This is a genomic window from Amycolatopsis sp. NPDC003731 (genome assembly GCF_053586895.1).
On the sequence record NZ_JBSFNC010000058.1, the window covers coordinates 1 to 26,466 of the forward strand.

The window sequence follows — 26,466 nt, forward strand, 5'->3', positions numbered from 1 at the left end:
AGCAACGTCATTCCGAGTCACCACATGACCAAGACCGGACCCTAACCGCACCAAGTACGGCACCACCAACCCTGACACTGAGAGTCATTCGCGACACCGGCGGCCGGTTTTGTCGGTGGTCGCCGATAGCCTCGCGGGGTGAAGAAAGGGACCACCTACCGCTGCGGGAGCTGCGGATACGAAGCGGCCAAGTGGCTGGGCCGCTGTCCGGAGTGCCAGGAATGGGGCTCGTTCGAGGAGCGCGGCGCACCCGCGAAGCCGGCCATCCAGCGCGTCGCCGCCGGGGCGCCGAGTGCGCCCGCGCGGCCGATCGGCGAGGTCGACGTCGAAGCTGCGCGCGCCCGGCGCACCGGGGTGCCGGAGCTCGACCGGGTGCTCGGCGGTGGCCTGGTGCCGGGCGCGGTGGTGCTGCTCGCCGGTGAGCCAGGGGTCGGCAAGTCGACCCTGCTGCTCGAGGTCGCCTACCAGTGGGCGAAGACGGTCGACCGGTCCCTCTACGTCACCGGCGAGGAATCCGCGGGCCAGGTCCGGTTGCGCGCCGAGCGAACGGGCAACGTCCACGAGCGGATGTACCTGGCCGCCGAGAGCGACCTCTCCGCCATCCTCGGGCACGTCGACGACGTCAAGCCCGGCGTGCTGATCGTCGACTCGGTGCAGACCATGGCGTCGCCGCAGGTCGACGGCTCGCCCGGCGGGGTGACGCAGGTCCGCGCGGTGACGTCCGGGCTGGTCGCGCTGGCCAAGGAGCGCGGGCTGCCGGTGGTGCTCGTGGGGCACGTCACGAAGGACGGCTCGGTGGCCGGCCCGCGTGTGCTGGAGCACCTGGTGGACGTCGTGCTGCAGTTCGAGGGCGACAAGCACTCGACACTGCGGATGGTCCGCGGCATCAAGAACCGGTTCGGCGCGGCCGACGAGATCGGCTGCTTCGAACTGCAGGAAGAAGGCATCGTCGGGGTGCCGGACCCGTCGGGGCTGTTCATGAGCCGCACCGCCGAGCCGGTGTCCGGCACGGCGATCACCGTCTCGCTGGAGGGCAAGCGGCCGCTGCTGGGCGAGGTCCAGGCGCTGGTGTCGTCGACGGCGGCCCCGCAGCCGCGGCGCGCGGTCAGCGGCCTCGACTCCGCGCGGGTCGCCATGGTGCTCGCGGTGCTGGAGAAGCGCGGCGGCCTCAAACTCGGCGACAAGGACGTCTACGCGGCCACGGTCGGCGGCATGAAGATCACCGAGCCGGGCATCGACCTGGCGCTCGTGCTGGCGCTGACGTCGAGCTTCGGCGACGTCGCCCTGTCGCCGCGGCTCGTCTCGGTGGGCGAGGTCGGGCTGGCGGGCGAGATCCGGCGCGTGCCGAGCGTGGGCCGCCGCCTGGCGGAGGCGGCCCGGCTCGGGTTCACGCACGCGCTGGTCCCGCCGGACTCGGGCAAGCCGCCCGCCGGGATCCGGGTGCTGGAGGTGGCGAACGTCGCGGACGCGCTGAACGCGGCCGGCCATGCGCGCTGATCACCCGGACGTGCGCGTGATGTCGTAGAAGTACTGCGCGTCCGGCGCGTCCTGCCGGTCCGGGGCCACGGGGAACCGCGTTGTCGTGGTGGTCGGCGCCACCGAGCTCGGCGGGGGCGCGCCCGTGCTGATCGGCACCTCGGTCCGGCCGGTGATCACCGTCGCCGGCGAGATGTCCGCGGCCAGCAGCCGCGCGGTCGCGGGGTCGACGAACAACCGCACACCGGTCTCCTTGGCCACGTAGACGGTGGCCGGCCGGTTGTCCGGCGTCGTCCGCTGCGGGACGACGAGGATGTTCGGGATGGCGGCGAGCGCGTCGATCAGCGCGAACCGGACGTCCGGCCGGAGCAGGCCGGTCGCCAGCGCGCTGCGCGCCATGCCGAGCGACTCCGTGGCGGAGTGCGCCCGCCCTTGCCCGGGGTCCTTGACGTCGACCGTGTCGAACCTCAGCCGCTTGAGCAGCTTTTCCGTGTCGGGGACGAGTGAAGCGACGAACGCGGCGTCCGGGCTCAGCCAGTTCGTGAACGGCGTGTTCCAGAACGGCTTGGTCTCTCCGGAGAAGTTCGGCCGGCCGGGGAACACCCCGCCCGGCCCGTACTCGTCGACGGGCTCGGGGAGCGGTTCGGCGGACCGGCCGTCCGCCCAGTGCGGCTGCGCCGTCAGCGACGTGCGCCGGTGCCACACACCGGTGGGGTCGGCCGGGATCCAGAGCTCGACCCGCCGCTCGGCCTTGATCGCGAACGTCTTGCCGAAGTACGTCGTCCAGTCGCGCTGCTCCGCGTAGTGGAACTCGCCGGGCGCGAGCGGGCGGTCGGGGTCGGCGGCGGGCCCGGCGGGCCGCGACGTCTCCGGCGGGTCCGGCGTCCACACGGCGGCGGCGACCCCGAGGCCGCCGACCAGGGCGACGACGGCCGCGGCCACCGCGAGCCACCGCCACGCCCCGCTCGTGCGCGGTCGTGCGGGCGGAGCCTCCTCGACGCCGGCCGCCGCGAGCAGGGACGCGCGGGCGAACGCGAGCCCGTCGTCGTCGCCGACGTCGCTGTTCAGGTCTTCGAGCGCCGAGTCGAGTTCGGCTTCGGACCAGATCTTCCGGACGTTGTCTTCACGCAAGGTCCTGCACCTCCTCGGGGGTCGGGGCGTTCGTCCTGAGCCAGCGTCTGATCCGGTGCAACCGCGACCGGACGGTACCCGGCGGGATGCCCAGCGCCTCGGCGACCTCGGCCGGCTCGAGCCCGGCCCACGAGACGAGCAGCAGCGTGTCGCGGTCGGCCGGGCTGAGCCGGGCCAGCGCCCCGGCCAGCTGCGCGGCCCGCACCTGGGCGTCGACCTGTTCGGCGACGCGGCCGTCGTGGCCCGCGTGGCTCGCTTCGCCGGTCCGCGCGAGCCGCGCGGTGGCCTGCAGCCCGCGCAGTTCGGACCGCACGTGGTGGCGCAGCAGGTTGGTGGCGATGCCGTAGAGCCACGACCGGGCGGTGCCCAGCTCGGGCCGGTAGGACTCCCGCCGCCGCAGCGCGACGAGGAAGGTCTCGGCGACGAGGTCGTTCGCCGGTTCGGCCCCGACGCGGCGGGCCAGGTACCGCCGCAGCTGCGCGGCGTGGGCGTCGAAGAGCCGCCCGAACGCCGGCCCGGGCTCGGGTCCGCCCAGGTCCGGGCGGTCGTGCCCCCAGAGCTCCGAGCCCTCGTGGATCACCTGCATGCCCCCAGTTGCCCGCAGCGTGCGCGAGCGTTCACGGCGCAGCCTACTTTCGTCGTGATCCATCCAGGGCCGGGTGAGGGACAAACGTCGGATTCTGCCGAGATCATCCACGGGTGAGGCGCTGGCCAACCGGCGTCACAACTGGGGAAGGACCGTCATGCGCAGATTCCGCCTGGGCTTCGTCACGCTCGTGGCCGCGATGGGGCTCGTGGCCCTGCCCGCCGCGGCCGAGGCCACCACCGAAGCCGTCCTCAACATCCAGTACCAGGTCCAGGAAACCGGCTACTGGTGCGGGCCGGCCGCCACGCGGATCGCCCTGTCCGCGCGGACGTCGAACCTGCCGAGCCAAGGCACCCTCGCCGCGCAGCTCGGCACCACCACCAACGGCACCGACTGGATCGGGCAGGTCACCGGCGTCCTGAACCGGGACCTCGGCACCTCCTGGTACGAGACCAAGGAGATGCCGAACGACCCGCCCACCCAGGCCCAGCGGGACCTGCTCTGGCGCGATATCGTGCTGGACATCGACAACGGCTACCCGATCGTCGCCAACATCGTCGCGCCCGCGAACAACCACCCGCCGGGCTACCCGAACTACACGATCTACCACTACTTCACGGTCATCGGGTACGACAGCTCCGACATGACCGTCAAGATCGCCGACCCGGCGAACTTCGGCGGGAACCAGATCTACTGGCTGACCTTCAACCAGCTGGCGACGCTGATCCCGCCGAAGGGCTACTCCGCCTAGACGCCCAGCAGGCCCCAGTAGATCGCCCAGGGGACGAACACCACGCCGCCGGCCAGCAGGAGGCCGAGCCGGAGACCGCGGTTCCGCCACCACGCCACCGCCGTGCCGATGGTGGCGGCCACCGCGCCCAGCGACAGCAGTTGCAGCGCCAACCACGGCAGCGGACGGCCGGCGACGACCGGGCCCAGCCCCTTGCCCATCGACAGCTGGATCAGCACGTCGACGACCAGGAACCCGAGCACGGCGAGCAGCCCGGTCGCCGACAGCCAGCGGGCCGGCCGCGCGGCGGGCCCGCGCCGGACCAGCGGGTACCAGGCGAACGCCACCAGCAGGAACGCCAGCACGGCGAGCTGTAGCCACGTCGATTCGTACCAGGCGAGCGGGGTCACCGCGTTGCTCGGCCGATCCTGCGCCGGCGGTTCGTCGGCCGTCGACGCGCTCGGCGGGTTCTTCACCCAGCTGCCCACGAGTTCGAGGTAGCCCGGCGCGTACCCCGGCAGCTTGTCGAAGCCGTCGGTGGTCCGGCGCAGCTGGTGCTGCGCGTCCGGGAACACCCGCAACGTGTGGTGGGCCACCGATTCCCGGAAGATCCGGACCGCTTCCCCCGGCGGCGTCAGGATGTCCTTCGCACCCCACACGCCGAGCACCGGCTGGCGCAGGCTCTTCAGCACCGGCACCGGGTCGTAGTGCGCCTCCGGGAACACCCCGCCGGCGGAGAGCTGGCGCAGCATCGTCGACGACGCCATCCGCACGAGCGAGCCGTCCATTCCCAGCCGCCGCAACTGGTTCTCGACCGCCCACGACTGTTGCCGCGACGGCTCGACCCCGTTCGCCCCGAGCGTCACGACGAAGGCGACGTCCGAAGAACGCGAAGCCGCCAGTGGCGCCACCCAGCCGCCTTCGCTCAGCCCCCAGACGCCGACCCGCGCCGGATCGACGTCGGATCGCTTGCGCAGTAACGAAACGGCGGCGAGCGCGTCGTCCGCGAGGGTCGAGTACGACCGTTCGAACTGCGAGTAGCCTTCGGTGCGCTTGTCGTAGATGAGCGTGGCGATGCTTTGCCGCGCAAAGGATTCGGCCTGATCGCGGTAGTCGTCCCGGCTGTGCTCCCCCGAGCCGTGGACCATCACCAGGCCCGGCAGCTTCGTGCCGCCGGGTGGTGCGACGACCGTGCCGTGCAACGTCACCCCGCCGTTGGTGAAGGTGACGTCGTCGTTGGTCACGTCCGCGGCCGACGCCGGTGGCGCGAGCGCTGTGACCGCCAGGATCACCCCGGCCAGTAGAACTGCTTTTCGCATGGAAAACCCCCTGGTGTCATGTCATTCCCCTGGATCCGGGAACGCGAGCCAGCGCACGAGCACGCGCCGCGCTTCCGGTGACCGGTCGTCCTCGCTTCGCCAGTACCGGCGGAACAGCTCCATGTAGTCGTCCCAGAACTGCTTGAGCTCGTCCGTGGTGAGCCAGGTACCGCCACGCGCGTAGAGCAGTGCGTCCGGCCAGTCGCCGGGCAGCTCCTCGCGCGTTTCCGCGAACCGGTTGAGCTTTTCGAGGTCGTCCTCGAACCCCTGCCGCTGCATGTCGTCGAACAGCATCCGGGATTCGGTGCTCTGTTCACTGCGGCGCGGCCACCGGATGTCCCGCGGCCGCGTCCGCCACCACCGTTCCTTGCCCCGCGCGAGCTCCGGGACGTCTTCGACGAACCCGAACCGGGCCAGCTCCCGCAGGTGGTAGCTGGTCGCGCCGGTGTTTTCGCCCAGAGCCTTGGCGAGCTTCGTGGCCGTTGCCGGCCCGGCCGACAGGACGCCGAGAATCCGGCGGCGCAGCGGGTGCGTGACGGCCTTGAGGGCATCCGGGTCGAGCTGTTCCGGTGGTGGAGCGCTGGTCATGGCTCCACTGTAGCCGTGCACAGGAAAGTGTGCAAAGAAATCTTTGTAACTGCGAGCAGGCGGGTGCCCGGGTCGTGGCTCGTCGTTGAGTGTCTACAGAGGACGAACGCTGCTCACCAGATCGGGTGGTCGCTGTACTTCCTGAGCGTCTGCACGGACGGCCGCACGTACAACGTCCCCGCCAGGAAGCCCATGGTGGCGAAGGCGAGCGTCGAGAACGTCGTCAGCAGATCGGGTGCCTGCAGCTCCGCCGTGTCGCGCCACACCCGGAACACGATCGGGACCGCGAACGAGCCGAAGATCAGCACCAGTGTCAGCACGTACGTGAGCCGCAGGGCGCTGCGGGTGGCCGTGGCGCTGGCCACCACCAGGTAGTCGCCGCGGAGGCAGCGGCGGCACGTGAGCACCAGGACCGCGATCGCCAGGACGCCCAGCGGGGGCAGCACCGCCGCGGCCTTGCCGAGCAGCGTGTCCGGGAACGCGTGGCCGTGGACGATGCCCTGGAGGAACGTCGTGAGGCCGAACAGGAGCACCATCCCGGCGATCATCGAGCAGCCGACGACCACCGAGCCCCAGCGCACCCGCTCGGCGAACCGCGGGGGCAACGGCACGAACTCGACCTGGCCGAAGGTCCCCTGCACCCGTCTCACCTCCGAAAGCCGTGAAGGCCACAGTAAGGGACTAACTGTCCCTTGACGTGGCCTTCACGGACTTTCGGACCGAAAGGGCTAACTGGCCGCCAGCAAGTTGGCGCAGCGGATGAGCCCGATGTGCGAATAGGCCTGCGGATGATTGCCGAGGGACCGTTCCGCGATCGGGTCGTACTGCTCCGGCAGCAGGCCGGTCGGGCCCGCCGCCGCGACGATCTGGTCGAACAGCTCCTGGGCCTCGGTGCGCCGCCCGGTGAGCAGGTACGCCTCGATCAGCCACGCCGCGCAGATGTGGAAGCCGCCCTCGCCGCCGGGGAGGCCGTCGTCGCGGCGGTAGCGGTACACAGTGGACCCACTGCGCAGCTCCGCCTCGATCGCGGTCACCGTCTGCTGGAAGCGCTCGTCGGCCGGGTCGATCAGGCCGGTGAGGCCGACGAACAGCGACGCCGCGTCGAGGTCCGTGCCGTCGTAGGCCGTGGTGAACGCCTGGACCTCGTCGTTCCAGCCGTGGGTGAGGACGTCCGCCTTGATCTCCTCGCGCAGGCCGGGCCAGTTGCCCGGGATCTCCCGGCCGTACTGCTCGCCCAGCGCGATCGCGCGGTCGATGGTCACCCAGCACATGACCCGGGAGTAGACCCGGTGGCGCGGCACGTGCCGCTCCTCCCAGATCCCGTGGTCGGGCTCGTTCCAGCGCCGCGTCACGGCTTCCGCCATGGCGCGGACCATCTGCCAGTCCTCGTCACGCAGCTCGTGGCGCGCCTCGGCGAGCGTCCGGACGAGCTCGACGACCGGGCCGAAGACGTCCAGCTGGACCTGGTGGTTCGCCAGGTTGCCGACGCGAACCGGGCGCGAACCGGCATAACCGGGCAGCGATTCGATGACCGCTTCGGCGCCGATGACGCTGCCGGCGAGGGTGTACAGCGGGTGCAGGCGCTCGGGGCCGGCCAGCGTGGCGAGCACGCCGTGCAGCCAGCGCAGGTAGCCCTCGGCCTCCTCGATCGAGCCCAGGTGCACGAGCTCCCGCACGGTCATCGCGGCGTCGCGGATCCAGCAGTAGCGGTAGTCCCAGTTGCGGACGCCGCCGATCTCCTCCGGCAGCGACGACGTCGCCGCCGCCAGGACGCCGCCGGTGTCGGTGTTGACCAGGCCGCGCAGCGTCAGCGCCGAGCGCAGCACCAGGTCGGTCTGCACCCTCGGCAGCTGCAGTTTCGACGTCCACTCGCTCCAGTAGCGGCCCGCGCGGTCCCGGCGTTCCACTTCGGACAGTTCGTGCGGGCCGAGGTCCGTGGTGCCGCAGCGCAGCTCCAGCACGACCGGCTGGGTCGGCGTCGGCTGCACCAGCGCGGACGCGGTGTCGTGCAGGCCGTCGGAGGTGATGGTCCACTCGACGCCCGGCGAGTACAGCACGAACGGCTCGGACGTGCCGAGCACCCGGACACCGCCTTCGGTGACCTCGAGCTTCACCGGCACGCCGCCGAACTCGGGCCGCGGCGCGAACTTGACGCTCGCCGCCGCCTCGCCCGAGATCACCCGGACCAGGTCCGTCCGGTGCGGCGCGCTTTCGGGCTCGAGGTAGTCGGTGACGAGCAGGCGCGACCAGCGCGTTTCGACCGTCATGGTGTTCGGCAGGTAGCGCTGGCCGAGCGGGAGGCCGTTGCGGTGCGGCTTGATGGAGAAGTGGCCGGCCCCCTCGCCGCCGAGCAGGTCGGCGAACACCGCGGGCGCGTCCGGGCCGGGGTGGCACAGCCAGGTCAGCTTCGCGTCCGGCGTCAGCAGCGCGACCGAGCGTTCGTTGGCCAGCATCGACAGCCGCTCGATCGGCGGGGCCGACTCGCCGTACAGCCAGTTCCGGCGTTCCTCGAGCAGGAAGCCGAGCACCAGCGCGACGTCCACGGTGTCGGGCACGCGGAACCCGGCGAGCGTCTCGCCGTCGCCGACCTTGATGCCCAGGTCGGGGCCGGACAGCCGGGCGAAGGCCTTTTCGTCGGTGACGTCGTCGCCGAGGAAGATCGCCGCCGTGGCGCCGACCTGGTGGCGCAGGATGTCCAGTGCGTGGCCTTTGTCCGTTTGGACGACCGCCAGCTCGACCACTTCCTTGCCGTCGGTGGTCGAGACGCCTTCCCAGGTGGACGGTCCGGAGTGGACGGCCGCGAGCACGCGGCGGCCGGCCTCGTGCTCGGCCCGGCGGACGTGCACCGCGATGCTGGCCGGCTTGACCTCCAGCGACACGCCCGGGACGTCCAGCACGAGCTGCTCGAGCTCGGACTCCAGCCGCCGGTGCAGCCCCCGCGCCTTCTCGTCGAGGGCGTGGATGAAGCCGATGTCGAACTCGGAGCCGTGGCTGCCGACGAGGTTCACCTCGGAGGGCAGCCGCGAGAGCGTGGCCAGGTCGCGCAGCGCACGGCCGGAGATGACCGCCGTGGTGGTCTCGTGCAGACCGGCGAGCGATCTGAGGGCCCCGACGGACTCGGGCAGCGGGCGTGCCTCGTCGGGGTTGAGGGTGATGGGTGCCAGCGTGCCGTCGTAGTCGCAAGCGACCAGCAGGCGCGGCGTGCGAGCGATCTGGACGATCGCGCGCCGCAGCTCGGCGGGCAGGGCCTCGGCAGTCAACACTCCTCCTCAGGAGCTCGTGCGGTGTCGTTCGGGTTAGGTGAAGACTATTCAGCCGTCGTCCGCCGCGAGCTGCAGTGGGTCTCTACCCTGCGGCCCGTTGCGGCGGCCTAACCCGAATAGCCTTCAGTCGACCCCCTCGGCACCCAACGCCTGCAAGAACGAGCGCGCCCAACGATCGACATCGTGCGTGAGGACCTGGCGACGCATGGCGCGCATCCGGCGACGGCCCTCTGCCGGGTCGAGGGTAATGGCAGCCACTAGTGCGTCCTTCACCCCGTCCAGGTCGTGAGGGTTCACGAGGAATGCGCTAGAGAGCTCCGCCGCCGCACCCGCGAACTCGGAAAGCACCAGCGCTCCGCCCAGATCGTGGCGCGCGGCGACGTACTCCTTGCACACCAGGTTCATGCCGTCGCGCAGCGGGGTCACCACCATGACATCGGCAGCGGAGAAGAACCCGGCCAGCTCGGTGCGGTCCACGGACTGGTGCAGGTAGTGCACGACCGGGTGGCCGACGCGGGCGAACTCGCCGTTGATCCGGCCGACCATCTGCTCGATCTCGCCGCGCATCCGCTGGTAGTGCTCGACGCGCTCGCGGCTCGGGGTGGCGAGCTGGACGAACGTGACGTCGTCCGGCTGCAGCCGGCCCTCGTGCAGGAGCTCGTGCAGCGCCTGCAGCCGCAGGTCGATGCCCTTGGTGTAGTCGAGCCGGTCGACGCCGAGCAGGACCGTCTTGGGGTTGCCGAGGTCGCGCCGCAGCTGGGCGGCCCGCTCCTGGACGCCCTTGGTGCGGGCGAGGCTGTCGAGACCCGCGGCGTCGATGGAGATGGGGAAGGCGCCGACCCGCACCGTCCGGTCGCCGACCTGCATGGTGCCCGGCCGCGACCGGACGCCGACCGCGCCGCGCGTCGACTCGAGGCCGATCAGCTGGCGGCACAGCCAGAGGAAGTTCTGCGCGCCGCCGGGGCGGTGGAAGCCGACCAGGTCGGCGCCGGTGAGGCCGCGGATGATCGCCGCGCGCCACGGCATCTGCATGAACAGCTCGACCGGCGGGAACGGGATGTGCAGGAAGAAGCCGATGCGCAGGTCCGGTCTCAATTCGCGCAGCATCGCCGGCACCAGCTGGAGCTGGTAGTCCTGGATCCACACGGTCGCCCCCGGGGCGGCGACCTCGGCGCTGGCCTGGGCGAACCGGCGGTTCACCTTGACGTAGCTGTTCCACCACGCGCGGTCGAACACCGGGCGTTCGACGACGTCGTGGTAGAGCGGCCAGAGTGTCGCGTTGGAGAAACCTTCGTAGTAGTCGCGGACTTCGTCGGCGCTCAACGAAACCGGGTGCAGCACCAGGCCGTCGTCGTCGAACTCGTCGACGTCGACGTCGGGGACGCCGGGCCAGCCCACCCAGGCGCCCTTCCTCGACCGCAGGAACGGCTCCAGCGCCGACACCAGCCCGCCCGGGCTGGCCGTCCACCGGCGCTCACCCTCGGCGGTGCGTTCGAGGTCCACCGGTAGCCGGTTCGCCACCACGACGAAATCGGCCTGGTTCGCGTTCTCCTTCTGGTCACTCACGTCGCCTGCTCCTCGCGTCTGGGTCGCGGCCCCAGAGTGAAACCCTATCGCGTGAGCGATGAACATTCGGTGACCGCGGTGTTACTCCAAGCTCCGTTCCGTCGGCTCGAGCGGACCAGCCATGCGTGGTCCGGCGAACCGGCGCTCCAGCCTGCCCAGGCCGGTGCGTACCGGCTGGGCGAGCCATTCCCCGAGTACCACGCCCGCTGCCAGCGCAAGCCCGATTGCGACGGCCGTCATGAGCGTCGAGATGTTGCCGCTCGGCTCCACCCCGATTTGGTATAGACCACGGTAGGTCGAGAGGCCGGGAAGCAGGGGAGTGATCCCGGACACGGCGACCACCAGTGGAGTAACGCCGAGCCGCCGCGCGAGCACGCCGCCGCAGAACCCGACCAGCGTCGCGGCCACCGCGGACGAGCTCACGCCGTCCAGCTTGGCCAGCATCAGAGCGCCGTAGACGGCGGCACCGATGCCCCCGGCGGCCGCCGCGACCAGCATGGCGCGCATCTTCGAGTAGCTCGCGAGCGCGAAGCAGGCGGCGGCGCCGGCCCCGCCGAGCACGACCAGCGGCAGCTGCTGCGGCGTCGAGCCGGTCACCTCGGGCAGCGGGGTGCGCGGCAGGCCCAGCATGACGGCGATCCGCAGGGCGAGCACGACCCCGGCGATCAGGCCGGCCGACATCAGCGCGGTCTCCATGGTGCGGCCGGCGGCGGTGACGTTGTAGCCGGTGATGGCGTCCTGCACGGCCGAGACGGTGGACAGACCGGACAGCAGCACGGTGACCGCGGCCGCGACGACCAGCGTCGGTTTGTCCGTGGTCAGGACGTTGCTGCTGACGATGACCATGGCCGACAGCGTCGCGACCAGGCCGCCGACCACCTGCTGGAAGAAGAACGGCAGTCCGTAGCGGTTCACCACCCGGCCCACCCGGTCGATCACGCCGCTGATGACGAACGCGACGAGCGCGATGTCGATCCCGCCGCCGAGCAGGATGGTGACGAACGCGGCGACCCCGCCCCAGGACAGCGTCGCGACCCAGCGCGGGTACGGGTGCGGCGCCGAGGTGATCCGCTCCAGCTCGGTCTGCGCCTGCTCGGCGCCCATGTGCCCGCGGACGATCTTGCGGACGAGCTTCTCGGTCTCGGTCAGCCGGGTGTAGTCGAGGCTGCGGCTGCGCACGACGCGCAGCGCGGTGATGGGCGTCAGGTCGGTGCCGCGGTGGCAGGTCACGGTGATCGACGTGAAGATGACGTCGACCTCGCAGTGCGGCAGCCCGAGCGCGCCGGCGATGGCGATGATGGTCGCGGTGACGTCCGAGGCGCCGGCCCCGCTGGCCATCTGGACCTCGCCGATGCGCAGGCTCAGGTCGAGCACGAAGTTGACGGTGGCCTCGTCGGGCAGCTGCGGCCCCATGGCCTCTTCGGCGTCGACGGCGGGGAACTCCCCGGTGGGAGCTTCGAGGACGTGCCACGGCCGCCGCTTGAGGAGGGTGGGGCGGTGGACCCGGGGGCGCTGGGCAGGGGGTTCGAGCAGCGGCCATCTGGTCGCCCGGCCCCCGTTGGTGCGCTCGTTGATCTTCATGATCCATCCACCTCCTCGCTCGTTCCTCGAAGACCATCGACGGCCACCCGCCGACCGTTGCACGGATCATGGAGTGGCGTCCACCACGTCCCTCCATAGTGGCCTGGACCTGCGGATCCCGCTCCGCGAATCGATCACCGGAGGGGGCTCGGTACACTGGCTGCGGCGTCTCGGCGCCAGGCCGGTATAGCTCAGCTGGTAGAGCATCTGTCTTGTAAACAGAAGGTCAGGGGTTCGAGCCCCCTTGCCGGCTCCTTCCCTCCAGAACGAGAACGTTTCGCCTCGCCGCGGGCCCGAAATCGAGGGGGATTCGTGGTGCGGTCCCGCATGAGCGCGGTCGGCGGGCTCGGCGATGGGATACGTCCTGCTCCTGCTGGCCGGCAAACACCTCAGTTCCGCTGAAAATGCGGTTTTCCTCGGGTTCTGGGGATTGCTCATGGGCGTGGGCAGCGCCTTGTCGCCGGTGGAGCAGGAGCTGTCGCGGCAGACGGCCCAGGCTGCGGCGCAAGGACGCAAGCCGGACCTGAGCGCCGCCCGGACCTTCGCGGTGACCGAGTCCGTCGCGATCGCAGTGGCCGCGGTGCTGGCGGTGCCGGCGGTGAACGCGCAGCTGTTCGTCCAGCACCGGGAGCTGGCACTGGTCGCCGCGTGCGGAGTTGTCGCGTTTCCCGCCTTGTACGCGCTGCGGGGTCTGTTCATCGGCGCTGGGCAGAACGGGCGCTACTCGGCGATCTTGCTGGCCGAGGCCGCCGCGAGGCTGGTGCTGTTCGTCGGGTTCGTCGTCGCCGGGGTCAGCGGGCTGACCTGGCTGGCGGTCGCGGTGGCGGTCGGCTCGTGCGCGTGGCTGCCGTTCGCTTTCCGGGCGCGTGGCTTGGTCGAGCCGGGTCCGTCGAGTGAGGCGTGGAGCGCGCTGCAGCGGCGCATGCTGGGCCTGATCGTCAGTGCGGCGCTGACCGCGAGCGTGCTGACCGGCTACCCGGCGGTGGTCAAACTGGTGGCGCCGCGCGGGAGCGAGGACGCGCTCGGCGGGTTGTTCCTGGCGGTGTCGCTGCTGAGGTCACCGCTGCTGCTGGTGCTCGCCCCGATCCAGACGCTGGCCGTGCCGACGGTGGTGCGGCTGCTGCACCAGCCGGACGGGACGCCGGCTGCGGAAGTTCGCGGCCTTCGGGGCGGGCGGCACGCTCGTTGTCGGCTTGGTTGTGGGGGCAGTGGCGTATGTGGCGGGGCCGTGGGTGTTCCACCTGCTCTACCAGGACAAGTTCGCGGTGTCGGCGTGGACGATGGCCGGTTTGGGCTGGTCCGGGATCGCGCTGGCGGCCACGATGCTGACGGTGGCGGTGCCGGTCGCGCGGAAGCAGACGGGCCGGGTGGTCACCGTGTGGGCGGTGGTGGCCGGGTTGAGTTTGCTGGTGCTGCTGGTTTCGCCCGGCGGGATCCTGTTCCGCGCTGTGCTGGGTGCGACCGTCGCGCCGACGGCCGGGTTGGCGGTCGCACTTGTGCTGGTCGCCGCCGTGCGCGACACGAAGCCGCTCCGCTGAGGGTGGCCGTCACCTTGACGGGCGTTTCAGCGGCCGTGGCGGGCGGTCCGCCCAGGACCGGTCAGTCCGCGAACGGGTCGGTCGTGTCCTTCGGCCCGCGCGCCGCTCGCACGCGCTCCCTGATCTCGACCAAAGGTGGCTTGGCGACGTAATGCCGCCCTCGCTTCTCGCCTTCGGCCTCGAGAAGGCCGGCGGCCACGAGGGCGCGCAAATCCCGGCTCGCGGTGGCTTCCGTGATTTCATCGGGACTGTCTTCGAAGTAGGAACGGTAAGTGGCATTGCGCACGCGAAGGCCGATCATCGCGTCGAACAAGGCCATGGCGCTCCGCTCGGGAAGGCCGCGGCCCTGGACGAGCGTCTCCAGCTCCGCCCACATGCGTTCGCTTTCCTTGACCCGCTGGAGCATCGTGCGTGCCTGGCGCAGGTGCGCGGTCAGCGTGAACCGGATCCACGGGCGGGCGTCCCGCCGGGGTTGCCAAGACCCGCCGCCCACCTCGCCGAGCACGTCGTAGTAGGCCTGCGTGTTCTGGCCCAGGTACTCCTCGATGCTCATGAACACCGGGCTCAGCACCCCACTCCGGGCCAGGACGAGGCTTTGCAGGCAGCGGGCCATACGCCCGTTTCCGTCGCGGAACGGGTGCACCATGACGAGGTTCAGGTGGGCCATGGCGGCCCGGACGATGTCCGGGCATTCGGGGCCGGCGTTCAGGCCCGTGGCCAGTTCCCGCATCAGGGCCGGTACCAGGCTCAAGTCCGCGCCTTCGTGGACGATCTCGCCCGTCGCGTCGTTCCGGACGTAGATGTTCCCGGCCCGCCATCGGCCCGGGCGGTTCTTCAGCGCGTAGTTCGTCATCATGTAGTGAAGGCTTTTCAGCAACTGGTCGCTGTACTCGAAGTCTTCGTCTTCGGCCAGCTGCAGCACGTAGGTCATGGCTTCGCGGTAGCCGGTCAGTGCCAAGCGGGTTTCTTCGTCGACTTCGAGCGGCTCCTCGCCGGCGGCGACGTCGACCGCGTCGTCAAGCCCGGCTTCGTAGCCTTCGATGCTGTTCGAACCCTGGATGGCCCGCGCAAGGGAGACCCGGCGCAGGGAACCCGCCCAGCGCCGAGGCTCGGTCAAGTGGAAGCGCAGGGCCGTCTTGAGCTCCTCGACCTGCCGCAGGACCTCTCGCTCGCGTTCGTCGAGCTCCGGCGTCTCGAACAACATGTTTGTAACTCGGATAGCCACGATCAGTGTGATGGTCAGCTAACCGCCTCCATGTCGGATACTATACCAACATTCTGACGGTAGCGTATCCAGGGTAGGCGACTTAACCGACAAGACGAACGACACCGTGGCGAGATGAGCTCGTGTCCGAAATGTTCGTCCCCACCCCCTCCTGCCGGTTATAGTCGCTGGCCAGGGCCCCGCGCCGCCGGGGCCTTCCATGGGGGGATGGAAACGATGAGCGGGTTCGTCACCGCGGCGCTGGCTTTTCCCGCCGTGCTCTTCAGCTTTCTGCTGGTCGTCGTGATCGGCTACTGGGGGCTGGCCCTGCTCGGCGTCTTCGACGTCGAAGACGGGGAGATCGGGTTCTTCGGCGGGGTTCCCCTGTCCATCTCGCTGTCTCTCCTGGTCACCTTCAGCTGGTTCCTCAGCCTCGTCGGCACGGTCCTCATCGAAGGTGCGCCCCTGCGGATCCTGCTCGGCTTCGGCGTCCTGGCCGGAGCGCTCGTGGGCGGGGCGCTCGGGACGCGGCTGGTCATCGTGCCGCTGCGCCGGCTCTTCGCCGGGGTCGAGCCGACGCGGCAGGACTTCGTCGGCCGGGTTGCCGTCGTGCGGACGTCGAGTGTCACCGAGGACTTCGGGCAGGCCGAAGCCGCCGCTGCCGACGGCTCTTCGGCAATCGTCCAAATCCGACTGGCCGGCCAAGGCAACCTCGGCGTCGGCAGCCGCGTTGTCATCTACGACTACGACGCCGAAGGAGAGTTCTTCTGGGTCAGCCCCATGGAACTCGAGGCAGAAAAGGACTGAACTGAATGGATGCCATCGGCCTGGGGGCCGGCGTGTTGATCGCCGTCGTGGTCCTGATCGTCCTCGTGCTGCTGTTCGTCGTGAGCCGGCTGTTCCGCAAGGTGCCGCAGGGCAAAGCGCTGATCATCTCCAAGGTGCGCAAGGTCGACGTCACCTTCACCGGCGCGGTCGTGCTGCCCGTGCTGCACAAGTCCGAGGTCATGGACATCTCGGTGAAGACGATCGACATCGAGCGCACCGGCCAGGAAGGCCTGATCTGCCGCGACAACATCCGCGCCGACATCCGGATCTCGTTCTTCGTCCGGGTCAACAAGACCGTCGAGGACGTCGTGAAGGTCGCGCAGGCGATCGGCACCGAACGCGCCAGCGATCAGGGCACCCTGCAGGAACTGTTCAACGCCAAGTTCTCCGAAGCCCTCAAAACCGTCGGCAAGCAGCTGGACTTCGTCGACCTCTACACCAAGCGCAACGAATTCCGCGACCAGATCATCCGCGTCATCGGCACCGATCTCAACGGCTACAGCTTGGAAGACGCGGCCATCGACTACCTCGAGCAGACCCCGATGGTGTCGCTCGACGCGGCGAACATCCTGGACGCGCAGGGCATCCGGAAGATCACCGAACTGACGGCGATCGAGCACGTGCGCACCAACGAATTCCGCCGTCACGAAGAAAAAGAGATCACGCGCCAGAACGTCGACGCGCGGGAAGCGATCCTCGAGCTGGAACGGCGTCAGGCCGACGCGGAAATCAAGCAGCGCCGCGAAATCGAAACCATGCGGGCGCGCGAAGAAGCCGAAATCACGAAGGTGCAGGCCGAGGAACGGCTCAAGTCGCAGGCCGCGCAATTGCGCACCGACGAGCAGCTCGGCATCCAGCAGCAGAACCAGCAGCGCGAAATCGAGGTCGCCGGCAAGAACCGCGAACGCGTCATCGCCATCGAGTCCGAGCGCATCGAAAAGGACCGCCTGCTCGAGGTGATCGGCCGCGAGCGCGAGACCGAGCTGTCCCGGATCGCCAAGGACAAGGAGCTCGAAACCGAAAAGCGGTCGATCGCCGAGGTGATCCGGGAGCGGATCGCGGTCGAGAAGACCGTCGCCGAGCAGGAAGAGAACATCAAGAAGCTGCGCGTGGTCGAGGAGGCCCAGCGCACCCGTGAGGCCGTCGTCATCCGCGCCGAGGCCGAAGCCCAGGAGAACCTGGTCAAGGGCATCAAGGCCGCCGAGGCCGCGGAGCAGGCCGCCAAGTTCAAGGCCCGCGAGGAGCTGACCCTCGCCGAGGCGCGCCAGCAGGCCGCCGAGCTGGAGACGCGGGCCAAGATCCGGCTCGCCGAGGGCATCCAGGCCGAGGAGGCCGCCGCCGGCCTGGCCGCCGCGCAGGTGCGCGAGCGCGACGCCGTCGCGCTGGAGAAGGTCGGCCGCGCCGAGGCGATCGTCGAGCGCGAGAAGGCCGTCGTGGTCGCCGAAGCGCTGCGCGACAAGCTGAAGGGCGAGGCCGAGGGCCTCACCGAGAAGGCCGCCGCGATGGCCGCGCTCGACAGCGCGAGCCGGGAGCACGAGGAGTACCGGCTGCGCCTGGACGCCGAGAAGGAGATCCGGCTGGCCGCGCTCGACGTGCAGCGGGACGTCGCCGAAGCGCAGGCCGTCGTGCTCAGCGCCGGCCTGGAGAAGGCCGACATCGACATCGTCGGCGGCGAGACCGCGTTCTTCGACCGGATCGTCGGCTCGATCGGCCTCGGCAAGAGCGTGGACGGCTTCGTGCAGCACTCCGACGTCGTCGGCGCCCTCGCCCGGCCGTACGTCGACGGGTCGGCCAGCTTCACCGACGACCTCGCCAAGCTGATCGGCGCGGTCAGCACCGAGGACGTCAAGAACCTGACGCTCTCGGCCTTCCTGGCGAAGCAGCTGCAGGCCGGCGGGCCGGACAGCGACAAGCTCCGTGAGCTGATGACCACGGCGCAGCGGCTCGGCCTCGCCGAGACGTCGGTCGCCACCGTCGTCGCCGCGAAGCAGTGACGGCGGCCGAGACGGAGCTGGACGCGGGCACCTATGAAGTGCTTCGCGTCCGGCTGGCCGCCCAGGCCGCCGAGCTGGCGAAACGCGCGGACGAGCTCAACGCGCGGCGGCTGGAGGTCTTCGGCAGCGCGCAGCTCGCGCTGGTCGGCACCGAACGCATCCGCACCGCCAACAACTGCGTGCCCCGGGACATCGTGGCCGTCGACGGGCGGATGTTGTTCGGCTACAACGTCTTCATCGGCCTGAAGCCCGAGACGGCGATCGACGACGTCTTCTCGCTGCAGCGCTTCAGCCGCGACGAAGACGCGTTCCGCTTCGACGACGTCAGCGCCGAGGAACTGCCCGAACTGCTGCGTGACGAGCAGTTCGGGCGGGACTTCGGCGAGCTGTACCGGTACTACCGGCAGGCCAAGCTGCTGCAGCTGCGCCGGCTGGACGGCAAGCTGCTCGCGGTGTTCCAGATCGGCCCGCGCACCGAGGACATCCGGGTGCTGCGGTGGGCGATCGCGGCCGACGGCTCGGTGTCCTACCTGGACAGCCGCGGCGAGCGGGACCACGTCTTCCCGCCGTCGCACGACTTCGAGTGGACCGAGACGACCCGCGAGGACCACGTCCTCGGCCGGCACCCGCACATCTCGATCGAGGACGAGGTGTTCGTCGAAACCGTCGGCGGCAACCTGACGGTCAAGGTCGAGAACAACACCGAGACCGGCGCCGGGGTGTACGCCGAGCCGGTGGACGAGCCGCTGCAGAGCCTCGCCGACGCCGAGGTCTCCTACGCCCGGATCGGCCCGCTGATCCTGCTGCGCATGCTGCCGTACAAGGAAACCGAGTACCGCTACCTGGTGTTCAACACGCGCACCCAGGACGTCGTGCGGCTCGACGGCATCGGGCAGGCCTGCCAGCGGCTCCCCGAGGACCACGGCATCATCTTCCCCGGTGGCTACTACCTCGACACCGGCGTCAGCAAGACGTTCGACACCACTGTGGACGGTCTCGAGTTCGAGCGCGTGATCCGCTCGCCCAACGGCGAAGACGTGCTGTACGTCTTCCACGCGCGGGCCGAGGGACGCTCGCTTCTGCTGCCGTACAACGTGATCCGCAAGGAGGTCGCCAACCCGATCCCGTGCCACGGGTACTCGCTGTTCGACGACGGCACGATGATCCTGTTCCGCGCGCTGTCCGACGAACCGAGCCGGGTGCACCCGATGCAGGTGTGGCGGACGCCGTTCCAGTCGGACACCTACGCCGCGTCGCAGCCGGCCGGCACCGGGCCGCTGGAGCGGGTCGGGAACGCCGACCTCGTCCGCGGGATCTCCGACTGCCTGTCGATCACCAGGATGATCGGGGAGATGGCGCCGTCGGCGGCGGTGTTCGAGGCGCTGATCGCCGCCTGCGCCCGGGTCTTCGACCACTACCACTGGCTGGGCGAGACCGAGCTGGGCGACCTGCGCTCGCCGCTGTCCGACGTCCGGGTCACCGCCGAGCAGGTGCTGGACGAGTTCGAGACGGTCACCTCGCTCACCGCGCAGGCGGCCGAGGCCGTCGACGGCGCGGCGGCCGACACGGCGTCGCTCGTGCGGCGCGTGCGGGGCGAGGCGCTGAACGCGGCGGACGCCTGGGTGCGGCGCCTCGCCGAGATGCACCGGGCGCGCGGGCGGCTGGTCACCGTGCGGGAGCTGCGGTACGCCGACACCGCGCGCGTGGACACGCTGATCGCGGACCTGGACACCGAGTTCGCCGAGGCCGCGCAGCGGGCCGTGCGGTTCCTGCAGGGCGAGGAGGCGTTCACCGGCTACCACGCCGAAGTGGACGGCCTCATCGCCGCGGCGGGCGCGATCAAGACCGTCGCCGAGGCCGGCCCGGTCGCCGAGCGGCTCGACGAGCAGTCCGCCGGTCTGGAGGTCCTCACCGACGTCGTGGGCGGGCTGGACATCGCCGACGCCGTCGTCCGGACGAAGATCCTGGAGCGCGTCGGCGAGGTGATCGGCGCGGTCAACCGCGCCCGGGCGACGCTCGACGCGCGCCGCAAGGAGCTCCTGGAGACCGAGGGCCGGGCGGAGTTCGCGGCCGAGTTCGCGCTGCTCGCGCAGGCCATCACCGGCGGGCTCGCGGTCGCGGACACCCCGGAGCGCTGCGACGAGCAGCTGGGCCGGCTGCTGCTGCAGCTGGAGAACCTCGAATCGCGGTTCGGGGAGTTCGACGACTTCCTGACCTCGCTCGGGGAGAAGCGCACCGACGTCTACGAGGCGTTCTCGTCGCGCAAGCAGGCGCTGCTCGACGAGCGGGCACGGCGGGCGGACAGGCTGGTCGAGTCGGCCGGGCGCATCCTCGGCAGCGTGACGCGCCGGGTCGGTTCGCTCGGCTCGGCCGAGGAGATCAACACCTACTTCGCGGCCGATCCGATGGTTTCGAAGCTGCGCAGCGTCGTCGAGGACCTGCGGGCGCTCGGCGACCAGGTGCGGGCCGAGGAGCTGGAAGGCCGGGTGAAGGCCGCTCGCCAGGAGGCCGGCCGGGCCCTGCGCGACCGCCTCGACCTCTACGGCGAGGGCGGCGAGACGATCCGCCTCGGCCGCAACACCTTCGCCGTCAACACCCAGGACGTCGACCTGACGCTGGTGCCGCACGACGGCTCGATGAAGTTCGCGATCACCGGCACCGACTACCGGGCGCCGGTGCGCGACGCCGCGTTCGAGGCGACCCGGCCGTACTGGGAGCAGCTGCTGGTCTCGGAGTCGCCGGAGGTCTACCGGGCCGAGTACCTCGCGACCTCGATCCTCGCCGAGCGGCCGGCGGCCGAGCTGGTCGAAGCCGATCTGCTCGACGTCGTGCGGAGCGTGGCCGGGGAGCGGTACGACGAGGGGTACGCGCGCGGCGTGCACGACCACGACGCCGCCGCGATCCTGGGCGCCCTGCTGCGCCTGCGGTCCGCCGCCGGGCTGCTGCGCTACCCGCCCGCCGACCGGGCGGCGGCCCAGCTGTTCTGGGCGTTCGGCGCCGAGGAGCGGGCCAAGGCGTCCTGGACGACCCGGGCCGCGTCGCTCGCGCGGGTGCGGGAGGCGTTCGGCGCCACTCCGGCGATCGACGAGCTGTCGCGGGAGCTCGCCGACGCGATCACGGCGTTCGCCGCCGGGCTCGGGCTCGACACCGAGTCCGCCGGGGAGTACCTGTTCGAGGAGCTCGCCGTCGGCCCGTCCGGGTTCGTCACCAGTGGTGGCGCGCGGGCGGTGCTGGACAAGTTCCGGCTCGACCGGCGGAGCTTCGCCGAAGACCTGGGTTCGCTCGACGACCTGGCGGACCGGTACCAGCTCGCCGACGCCTGGCTGCGGTCCTTCGCGGACTCGGCCGGGCTGCCGGCCGACGAGCTGCCCGAAGCCGTCGCGATCGAGCTGTGCGACCTGCCGCGGTACGACTCGTCGGCGACGCTGACGGCCACTGTGGACGGTCTGCTCGGCGCGCACCCGCGGATCACCGGGCGGTCGGTGACCGTGCGGCTCGACGAGACGCTCGCCAGGACGCACCGCTTCCGCCGTGACCGCGTGCCGGGCTTCCGCGCGTACCAGCGGCTGCGCAACGAGCTGGTCGCGGCCGAACGCGACCGGCTCCGGCTGGAGGAGTACCGGCCGAAGGTGATGAGCGCCTTCGTCCGGAACCGGCTGCTCGACGAGGTCTACCTGCCGCTGATCGGGGACAACCTGGCCAAGCAGCTCGGCGCGGCCGGCGACGCCAAGCGCACCGACCAGTCCGGGCTGCTGCTGCTCATCTCGCCGCCGGGGTACGGCAAGACGACGCTCATGGAGTACGTCGCCAGTCGCCTCGGACTGGTGTTCGTCAAGGTCAACGGGCCGGCGCTCGGCCACGACGTCACGTCGGTCGACCCTGCGGACGCGCCGAACGCGACCGCGCGGCAGGAGGTCGAAAAGATCTCGTTCGCGCTGGAGCAGGGCAACAACGTGCTGCTGTACCTCGACGACATCCAGCACACGTCGCCGGAACTGCTGCAGAAGTTCATCTCGCTGTGCGACGCGCAGCGGCGGATGGAAGGCGTGTGGGAGGGCCGCACGCGGACCTACGACCTGCGTGGCAAGCGGTTCGCGGTGTGCATGGCCGGCAACCCGTACACCGAGCAGGGCAAGCGGTTCCGGATCCCCGACATGCTCGCCAACCGCGCGGACGTCTGGAACCTCGGCGACGTGCTGTCCGGCAAGGAAGAGCTCTTCGCGCTCAGCTACGTCGAAAACGCGCTGACGTCGAACACCGTGCTGGCGCCGCTCGTGTCGCGTGAACGGTCCGATGTGGACATCCTGGTCCGGATGGCCCGCGGCGACGGGTCCGCGCGGGCGGACCAGCTTTCGCACGCGTATTCGGCCACGGAGCTGGAGCAGGTCCTCGCGGTGCTGCGGAAGCTGCTGCGGGTGCAGCGGACCGTGCTGGCGAACAACCAGGCCTACATCGCTTCGGCGGCGCAGGCGGACGCTTCGCGCACCGAACCGCCGTTCCAGCTGCAGGGCTCGTACCGCAACATGAACAAGCTCGCCGAGCGGATCGTGCCGGTGATGGACGACGCCGAGCTCGAAGCCCTGATCGACGACCACTACGCCGGCGAGGCGCAGACGCTGACCTCGGGTGCCGAGGCCAACCTGCTCAAGCTGGCCGAGCTGCGGGGACGGCTGTCCCCGTCGCAGGCCGCCCGGTGGGCCGACGTCAAGGCCGCGTACCTGCGGGAACAGGCGCTCGGCGGGGACGGCGAGGACCCGATGAGCCGCGCGGTCGGCGCGGTGGGCCTCCTGGCCGACCGGGTCGAGGCGGCCATCGGGCGAGCGGCCCAGCAGCTGGCGCGGGAAGAGGCTTAATTGCTTTGACGCGGCTCGGCACGTCCGGCGATGATGGGTGCCACACGAACCGAGGAGGGCACATGACGACCATGGAATGGCAGCACATGGTGCACTTCTCGGGGCTCCCTGTCATGACGTAGCCGCGTCGTGCTCCAGGGAGCCGCCCGCCGGGAAACCGGGCCGGGCGGCTTTCTTCTTATATCGGCGAGCTTGGGAAGCGGCGCGGCCTCCAAAACCGCGGCCAGAGGGTTCGACTCCTTCCGCCGGTGCTCTTTTCCCGGCATTCGTCTTCGCTGCAACCAGTGCGCGGACGCGAATGCGCTCGGCGCGTTGGTCCAGCGGTACGGATCCCCGGTTCTCACCCGGGAGACCCGGGTTCGACTCCCGGACGCGCTACCTTGGCCGAAGCCGAAGGAGACGAGGCCCCGGGTTGTGGTCCCGGGCGAAGCCGGTGCGAGTCCGGTCGGCCAACCCACCGCGCGCGGTTCGGTAACCAGCGGGGCCTCATAAGCTCCGCCGACGTGGTTCGACACCACGGCGCGCGACCACCTACCCGGGGGAACTTCCATGCTGCAGACGATCATCGGCCACACCCTGCGCGTCCCGCGCGCCGCCGCCCCGGCCGGCGACGGGTCCGCCGTCGCCCGGCAGCTGGACGTCGTGCTGCTCAGCGTGGGGTTCAAGGCCGATCGCGCGCTGCTCGGCCACCTGTCCACCGTGGCACCCGGCGCGGCGATGGACCTCGCCGCGGCCGTCGTCGGCGCCGTCCGCGGCCTGGTCGGCGACCACGTGCGGCACAACGCCTACTTCAAGAAGTTCCCGCGCCGCGTGCCGGACACCGTCGAGTTCTGGGTCTCCTGCCTGCGCCACACCGGCGGCGGCGACGTCGTCGACCTGCTCACGCTGCCGGGCTACGGCCGCTACCAGCACAGCTTCGCCGACCTGCTCGCCGCGCACGACGAGCTGGTCGCGTCGATCAAGGACCGGGTGACCGTCGTCCACTTGGGCGGCACGCTGGAGGAAGAAACCCGCGCGCTGTACCGATCCTTGGCCGAGTCCGGCACCCCGCTGGGGGAAGCCGACCTGCAGCTGCTCGCCGAGCTGGCGGTCACCTGCGGGGACGTCGAGCTCGAAGCCGTGCCGGTGCGCGAGAACCGGGCCGTGCTCAACGCCGTCCGGCTGGCGGAAGGCCGGCCGCTGGTGGCGGTCGACACCGTCGTCGACGTGCTGCGCGCGGCGTGCCAGGCCAGCGGCGGCGACGTCACGCTGGCCGAACCGACCCGGTTCCGCAGCTTCCGCCGCCGCGAGCGGCGTGTCCTGCTCGCCGCGCTCGACGGTGTGATCGCGGGCAACGCGGGCAAGCTCGGTGACGTTTCCCGCTTCGCCGAACGGTTCAAGCGGCTGGGCAGCTACCTGCACCCGTACGAGACCACGGCGTACCCGGGCGCGCGCGAGGTGTTCGACGTCGCCCGCGGCGACCGCAAGGTGTCCTCGGTGGCCGGCCGTGCGGAGCGCGCGTTCGCCGACGGCGATGTTTCGCGCGCCGCCGAGGTGCTGACCGCCGCGCCGGGCCTGTTCATGCGATCGCTGGATCGGCTGCTGCGGCAGGCCGATCCGGTCGACGACGTCCTCGCCGCGGCCGGCACGGTGCTGGGTTCGGTGTCCGGCCGGGTGCTGTGCTCCGTGCGCGAGCACCTGGTGAACCGCGCCACGCCGGACGCCGCCCGTGTGTTCACGACGCGCAGCCGTCGCGCGTGGGTCGCCGCCGACACCCGCCCGCCGCTGCCGCGCGAAGTGATCGCGCGGGTGAGCGACCTGATCGACGCCGAACTCTCCGCACGGCTGCCGGCCGGCGGGCGGCTGGTGGTCGACCCGGCCGTGCTGGACGTCGCGCTCCCGCTGTCGGGGAAGGCGAGCGAGGACGGGTTCGCCGTGCTGCCGCGCGGTTCGCGCACCCACGTCGAGGGGGAAGTGCTGCGGTTCTTCACCTATTGGCGGCAGGCGCGGGAAACGACCGACTTCGACCTGTCGGCGTTGCTGCTGGACGCCCGCTTCCGGTACGCCGGGCACGTGTCGTGGACCAATTACCACGACGGCGGCGCGGTGTACTCGGGCGACCTCACCGAGGCGCCGGACGGGGCGACCGAGTTCATCGACATCCCGCTGGACTCGCTCGGCGCCGCGTACGTCGTGCCGCAGGTAAACGTCTTCTCCGGCGAAGGTTTCGACGACGTCGCCGAGTCGATGTTCGGCTGGATGCTCCGCGACCGGGCGCAGGCCGGCGCGCCGTTCGAGCCCCGCACCGTGCGGACCCGCTCGGACCTGCGCGGCCGCGGCCGCGTCGCGCTGCCGATGGTCTTCGGCCGCGACCGGTCCGGCACGTGGACGGCGACCTGGCTGCACCTGTACCTGTCCGGCTCGCCCCGGTTCAACCGGCTCGAGACGAACCAGGCGAGCACGAGCGTGCTGGCGCGCGGCCTGGTCGAGCGGAAGTACCTGACCGTCGGGTACCTCGTCGGGCTGATGCGCGACACCGAGGTGACCGTGTGGGAGCCCGGCGCGCGGCCGGCCGAGCCGGTCACCTACGTCGGCCTGCACCGGCCGGAAGGGCTGCCCGAGGGGTCGACCGTGCTCACGCTGGAGACGCTCAACCGGCTGGTCCCGGCCTGATAGGGTGGTCGATGCGAGGCCATGAGCGGGCTTCCTTCTCCTCTGTAAACGGCTTAGCCCGCTCGCCTTCCTCGCCTCGACGGAAATTGTCGGACCCCTCGTCTAACGTCTCGATGAGACCGGACGAGGGGAGTCCCGATGACCACGCACACCCTGGAAACACCCGAAGCCGACATCGTCTACGACGTGCACGGCCCGGCGCCCGCCGAGAGTCCGCGGCCACCGCTGTTCATGATCGGGCAGCCGATGACGGCGGAGGGGTTCGGCGCGCTGGCGTCGCACTTCGCCGACCGCACGGTGGTCACCTACGACCCACGCGGGCTCGGGCGCAGCGTCCGCAAGGACGGACGCGAGGACCACGTGCCGGCCGTACAGGCGGAGGACATCCACGCCGTCATTTCGGCGCTCGGCGCCGGGCCGGTGGAGGTGTTCGGCAGCAGCGGGGGCGCGGTCGCCGGGTTGGCGCTGGTGACGGCGCACCCGGAGGCCGTGAGCACGCTCGTCGCCCACGAGCCGCCGATCGTCGCGTCCCTGCCGGACGCGGCCGCGGCCGAGCGGGCCGGCCAAGCGGTGCGGGATGCTTACGAGGCCAAGGGGTTCGGCGCCGGAATGGCCGCGTTCTTTGCGATGACGTCGTGGCAAGGCCCGTTCACCGACGCGTATTTCGCACTCCCACTGGCGGACCCGGTCCAATTCGGACTCCCGCCCGAGGACGACGGCCGCCGCGACGACCCACTCCTGACCGACCGCACACTGGCGGTGAGCGCGTACCGGCTCGACGTCCCGGCCTTGGCGGCGGCTCGGACGCGGATAGTCGTGGCGGTCGGGGAGGAGTCGCGGGAGGTGTACGCCGGCCGCGCGGCGATCGGAACGGCGACGCTGCTCGGCCAGGAGGCGACGGTGTTCCCGAGCCACCACGGCGGTTTCCTCGGCGGTGAGGACGGCTATGCCGGGCAGCCGGAGGCCTTTGCCAAGAAGCTGCGGGAGGTGCTTGAAGGCTGAGTGCCGCCCCCGCTCGCGGCGGCCAGCTGCGGGCTCGAGCTCGCGGCGGCGTGCCTCGCGGCCCGGGGCGGCGATCGGCATGGCCGGGGCTGCTTGGGCGGATGTTGCCGTGCGGCGGCGGTTCCTGCGGCGGCGAGGCGGCCGGAGCCTTCGGC

Annotated in this window: 17 protein-coding genes and 2 tRNA genes; 10 read left to right on the forward strand and 9 right to left on the reverse strand. The window is 70.8% G+C overall.

Features of this window, described 5'->3' with window-relative positions; genetic code table 11:
* Positions 1-138: 138 nt before the first annotated feature.
* Positions 139-1,497 carry a DNA repair protein RadA gene (gene radA, locus ACWDN5_RS23930; protein ID WP_310968947.1) on the forward strand — a complete coding sequence of 453 codons (1,359 nt, stop codon included), beginning with the start codon at positions 139-141 and terminating at the stop codon, positions 1,495-1,497.
* On the opposite strand, the gene ACWDN5_RS23935 is transcribed toward radA, so the two are convergent.
* Both ACWDN5_RS23935 and ACWDN5_RS23940 read right to left on the reverse strand, forming a co-directional pair.
* The gene (locus tag ACWDN5_RS23935; RefSeq protein ID WP_449677834.1) at positions 1,498-2,607 is read right to left on the reverse strand and encodes a CU044_5270 family protein; all 1,110 of its coding nucleotides are present in this window, start codon (positions 2,605-2,607) and stop codon (positions 1,498-1,500) included. It abuts the gene before it with no gap.
* Positions 2,600-3,193: an RNA polymerase sigma factor gene (locus ACWDN5_RS23940; protein ID WP_310968944.1), complete on the reverse strand. Its 594-nt coding sequence runs from the start codon at positions 3,191-3,193 to the stop codon at positions 2,600-2,602. The genes ACWDN5_RS23935 and ACWDN5_RS23940 overlap by 8 nt, the downstream gene beginning before the upstream one ends.
* A 157-nt stretch (positions 3,194-3,350) precedes the next feature.
* Between ACWDN5_RS23940 and ACWDN5_RS23945 the strand changes: the two genes are divergently transcribed.
* A complete protein-coding gene (locus ACWDN5_RS23945) occupies positions 3,351-3,944 on the forward strand; it encodes a C39 family peptidase (protein WP_310968943.1) in 594 nt (197 codons plus the stop codon).
* Here the strand turns inward: ACWDN5_RS23945 and ACWDN5_RS23950 are convergent.
* The 6 genes from ACWDN5_RS23950 to ACWDN5_RS23975 form a co-directional block, all read right to left on the reverse strand.
* Positions 3,941-5,215 carry an alpha/beta hydrolase family protein gene (locus ACWDN5_RS23950; RefSeq protein WP_449677857.1) on the reverse strand — a complete coding sequence of 425 codons (1,275 nt, stop codon included), beginning with the start codon at positions 5,213-5,215 and terminating at the stop codon, positions 3,941-3,943. The genes ACWDN5_RS23945 and ACWDN5_RS23950 overlap by 4 nt on opposite strands.
* Positions 5,216-5,263: 48 nt before the next feature.
* Positions 5,264-5,830 (reverse strand): ArsR/SmtB family transcription factor, encoded by a 567-nt coding sequence (locus ACWDN5_RS23955; protein ID WP_449677835.1) that lies wholly within the window; start codon positions 5,828-5,830, stop codon positions 5,264-5,266.
* A gap of 113 nt (positions 5,831-5,943) precedes the next feature.
* The gene (locus ACWDN5_RS23960) at positions 5,944-6,471 is read right to left on the reverse strand and encodes a hypothetical protein (RefSeq protein WP_310968940.1); all 528 of its coding nucleotides are present in this window, start codon (positions 6,469-6,471) and stop codon (positions 5,944-5,946) included.
* Positions 6,472-6,558: 87 nt separating this feature from the next.
* Positions 6,559-9,090, reverse strand: a complete 2,532-nt coding sequence (otsB, locus tag ACWDN5_RS23965) for a trehalose-phosphatase (protein WP_310968939.1) — start codon at positions 9,088-9,090, stop codon at positions 6,559-6,561.
* A gap of 126 nt (positions 9,091-9,216) precedes the next feature.
* The gene (locus ACWDN5_RS23970; RefSeq protein WP_310968938.1) at positions 9,217-10,659 is read right to left on the reverse strand and encodes an alpha,alpha-trehalose-phosphate synthase (UDP-forming); all 1,443 of its coding nucleotides are present in this window, start codon (positions 10,657-10,659) and stop codon (positions 9,217-9,219) included.
* A gap of 81 nt (positions 10,660-10,740) precedes the next feature.
* The gene (locus tag ACWDN5_RS23975; RefSeq protein ID WP_310968936.1) at positions 10,741-12,240 is read right to left on the reverse strand and encodes a threonine/serine exporter family protein; all 1,500 of its coding nucleotides are present in this window, start codon (positions 12,238-12,240) and stop codon (positions 10,741-10,743) included.
* Positions 12,241-12,420: 180 nt separating this feature from the next.
* On the opposite strand from ACWDN5_RS23975, the gene ACWDN5_RS23980 reads away from it, so the two are divergent.
* Positions 12,421-12,493 (forward strand) — tRNA-Thr (locus ACWDN5_RS23980).
* Between the two features lie 99 nt (positions 12,494-12,592).
* Positions 12,593-13,930 carry a hypothetical protein gene (locus ACWDN5_RS23985; protein WP_449677836.1) on the forward strand — a complete coding sequence of 446 codons (1,338 nt, stop codon included), beginning with the start codon at positions 12,593-12,595 and terminating at the stop codon, positions 13,928-13,930.
* Here the strand turns inward: ACWDN5_RS23985 and ACWDN5_RS23990 are convergent.
* Positions 13,840-14,979 carry a Fic family protein gene (locus tag ACWDN5_RS23990; protein WP_449677837.1) on the reverse strand — a complete coding sequence of 380 codons (1,140 nt, stop codon included), beginning with the start codon at positions 14,977-14,979 and terminating at the stop codon, positions 13,840-13,842. The genes ACWDN5_RS23985 and ACWDN5_RS23990 overlap by 91 nt on opposite strands.
* Positions 14,980-15,210: 231 nt before the next feature.
* Between ACWDN5_RS23990 and ACWDN5_RS23995 the strand changes: the two genes are divergently transcribed.
* The 6 genes from ACWDN5_RS23995 (at position 15,211) to ACWDN5_RS24020 (ending at position 26,311) form a co-directional block, all read left to right on the forward strand.
* Positions 15,211-15,789, forward strand: coding sequence for a hypothetical protein (locus ACWDN5_RS23995; protein ID WP_310968931.1), 579 nt, complete (start codon positions 15,211-15,213; stop codon positions 15,787-15,789).
* A 5-nt stretch (positions 15,790-15,794) separates the two neighbouring features.
* Entirely contained in the window at positions 15,795-17,804 is a 2,010-nt protein-coding gene (locus ACWDN5_RS24000) for a flotillin family protein (RefSeq protein WP_449677838.1), read from the forward strand.
* A complete protein-coding gene (locus ACWDN5_RS24005) occupies positions 17,801-22,657 on the forward strand; it encodes a DNA repair ATPase (protein WP_449677839.1) in 4,857 nt (1,618 codons plus the stop codon). Before ACWDN5_RS24000 ends, ACWDN5_RS24005 begins: the two co-directional genes overlap by 4 nt.
* 306 nt (positions 22,658-22,963) lie before the next feature.
* Positions 22,964-23,035: transfer RNA gene (locus ACWDN5_RS24010), tRNA-Glu, on the forward strand.
* A gap of 171 nt (positions 23,036-23,206) precedes the next feature.
* A complete protein-coding gene (locus tag ACWDN5_RS24015; protein ID WP_449677840.1) occupies positions 23,207-25,309 on the forward strand; it encodes a hypothetical protein in 2,103 nt (700 codons plus the stop codon).
* Positions 25,310-25,447: 138 nt separating this feature from the next.
* The gene (locus tag ACWDN5_RS24020) at positions 25,448-26,311 is read left to right on the forward strand and encodes an alpha/beta fold hydrolase (RefSeq protein ID WP_449677841.1); all 864 of its coding nucleotides are present in this window, start codon (positions 25,448-25,450) and stop codon (positions 26,309-26,311) included.
* Positions 26,312-26,466 lie beyond the last annotated feature (155 nt).

What these genes read in the sequence shown, in the direction of transcription:
- ACWDN5_RS23940 (WP_310968944.1), bottom strand. Translation starts at nt 3,193, where the DNA reads ATGCAGGTGATCCACGAGGGCTCGGAGCTCTGGGGGCACGACCGCCCG.
- ACWDN5_RS23945 (WP_310968943.1), top strand. Translation starts at nt 3,351, where the DNA reads ATGCGCAGATTCCGCCTGGGCTTCGTCACGCTCGTGGCCGCGATGGGG.
- ACWDN5_RS23955 (WP_449677835.1), bottom strand. Translation starts at nt 5,830, where the DNA reads ATGACCAGCGCTCCACCACCGGAACAGCTCGACCCGGATGCCCTCAAG.
- ACWDN5_RS23975 (WP_310968936.1), bottom strand. Translation starts at nt 12,240, where the DNA reads ATGAAGATCAACGAGCGCACCAACGGGGGCCGGGCGACCAGATGGCCG.
- ACWDN5_RS23985 (WP_449677836.1), top strand. Translation starts at nt 12,593, where the DNA reads ATGGGATACGTCCTGCTCCTGCTGGCCGGCAAACACCTCAGTTCCGCT.
- ACWDN5_RS23995 (WP_310968931.1), top strand. Translation starts at nt 15,211, where the DNA reads ATGGAAACGATGAGCGGGTTCGTCACCGCGGCGCTGGCTTTTCCCGCC.
- ACWDN5_RS24000 (WP_449677838.1), top strand. Translation starts at nt 15,795, where the DNA reads ATGGATGCCATCGGCCTGGGGGCCGGCGTGTTGATCGCCGTCGTGGTC.
- ACWDN5_RS24015 (WP_449677840.1), top strand. Translation starts at nt 23,207, where the DNA reads ATGCTGCAGACGATCATCGGCCACACCCTGCGCGTCCCGCGCGCCGCC.
- ACWDN5_RS24020 (WP_449677841.1), top strand. Translation starts at nt 25,448, where the DNA reads ATGACCACGCACACCCTGGAAACACCCGAAGCCGACATCGTCTACGAC.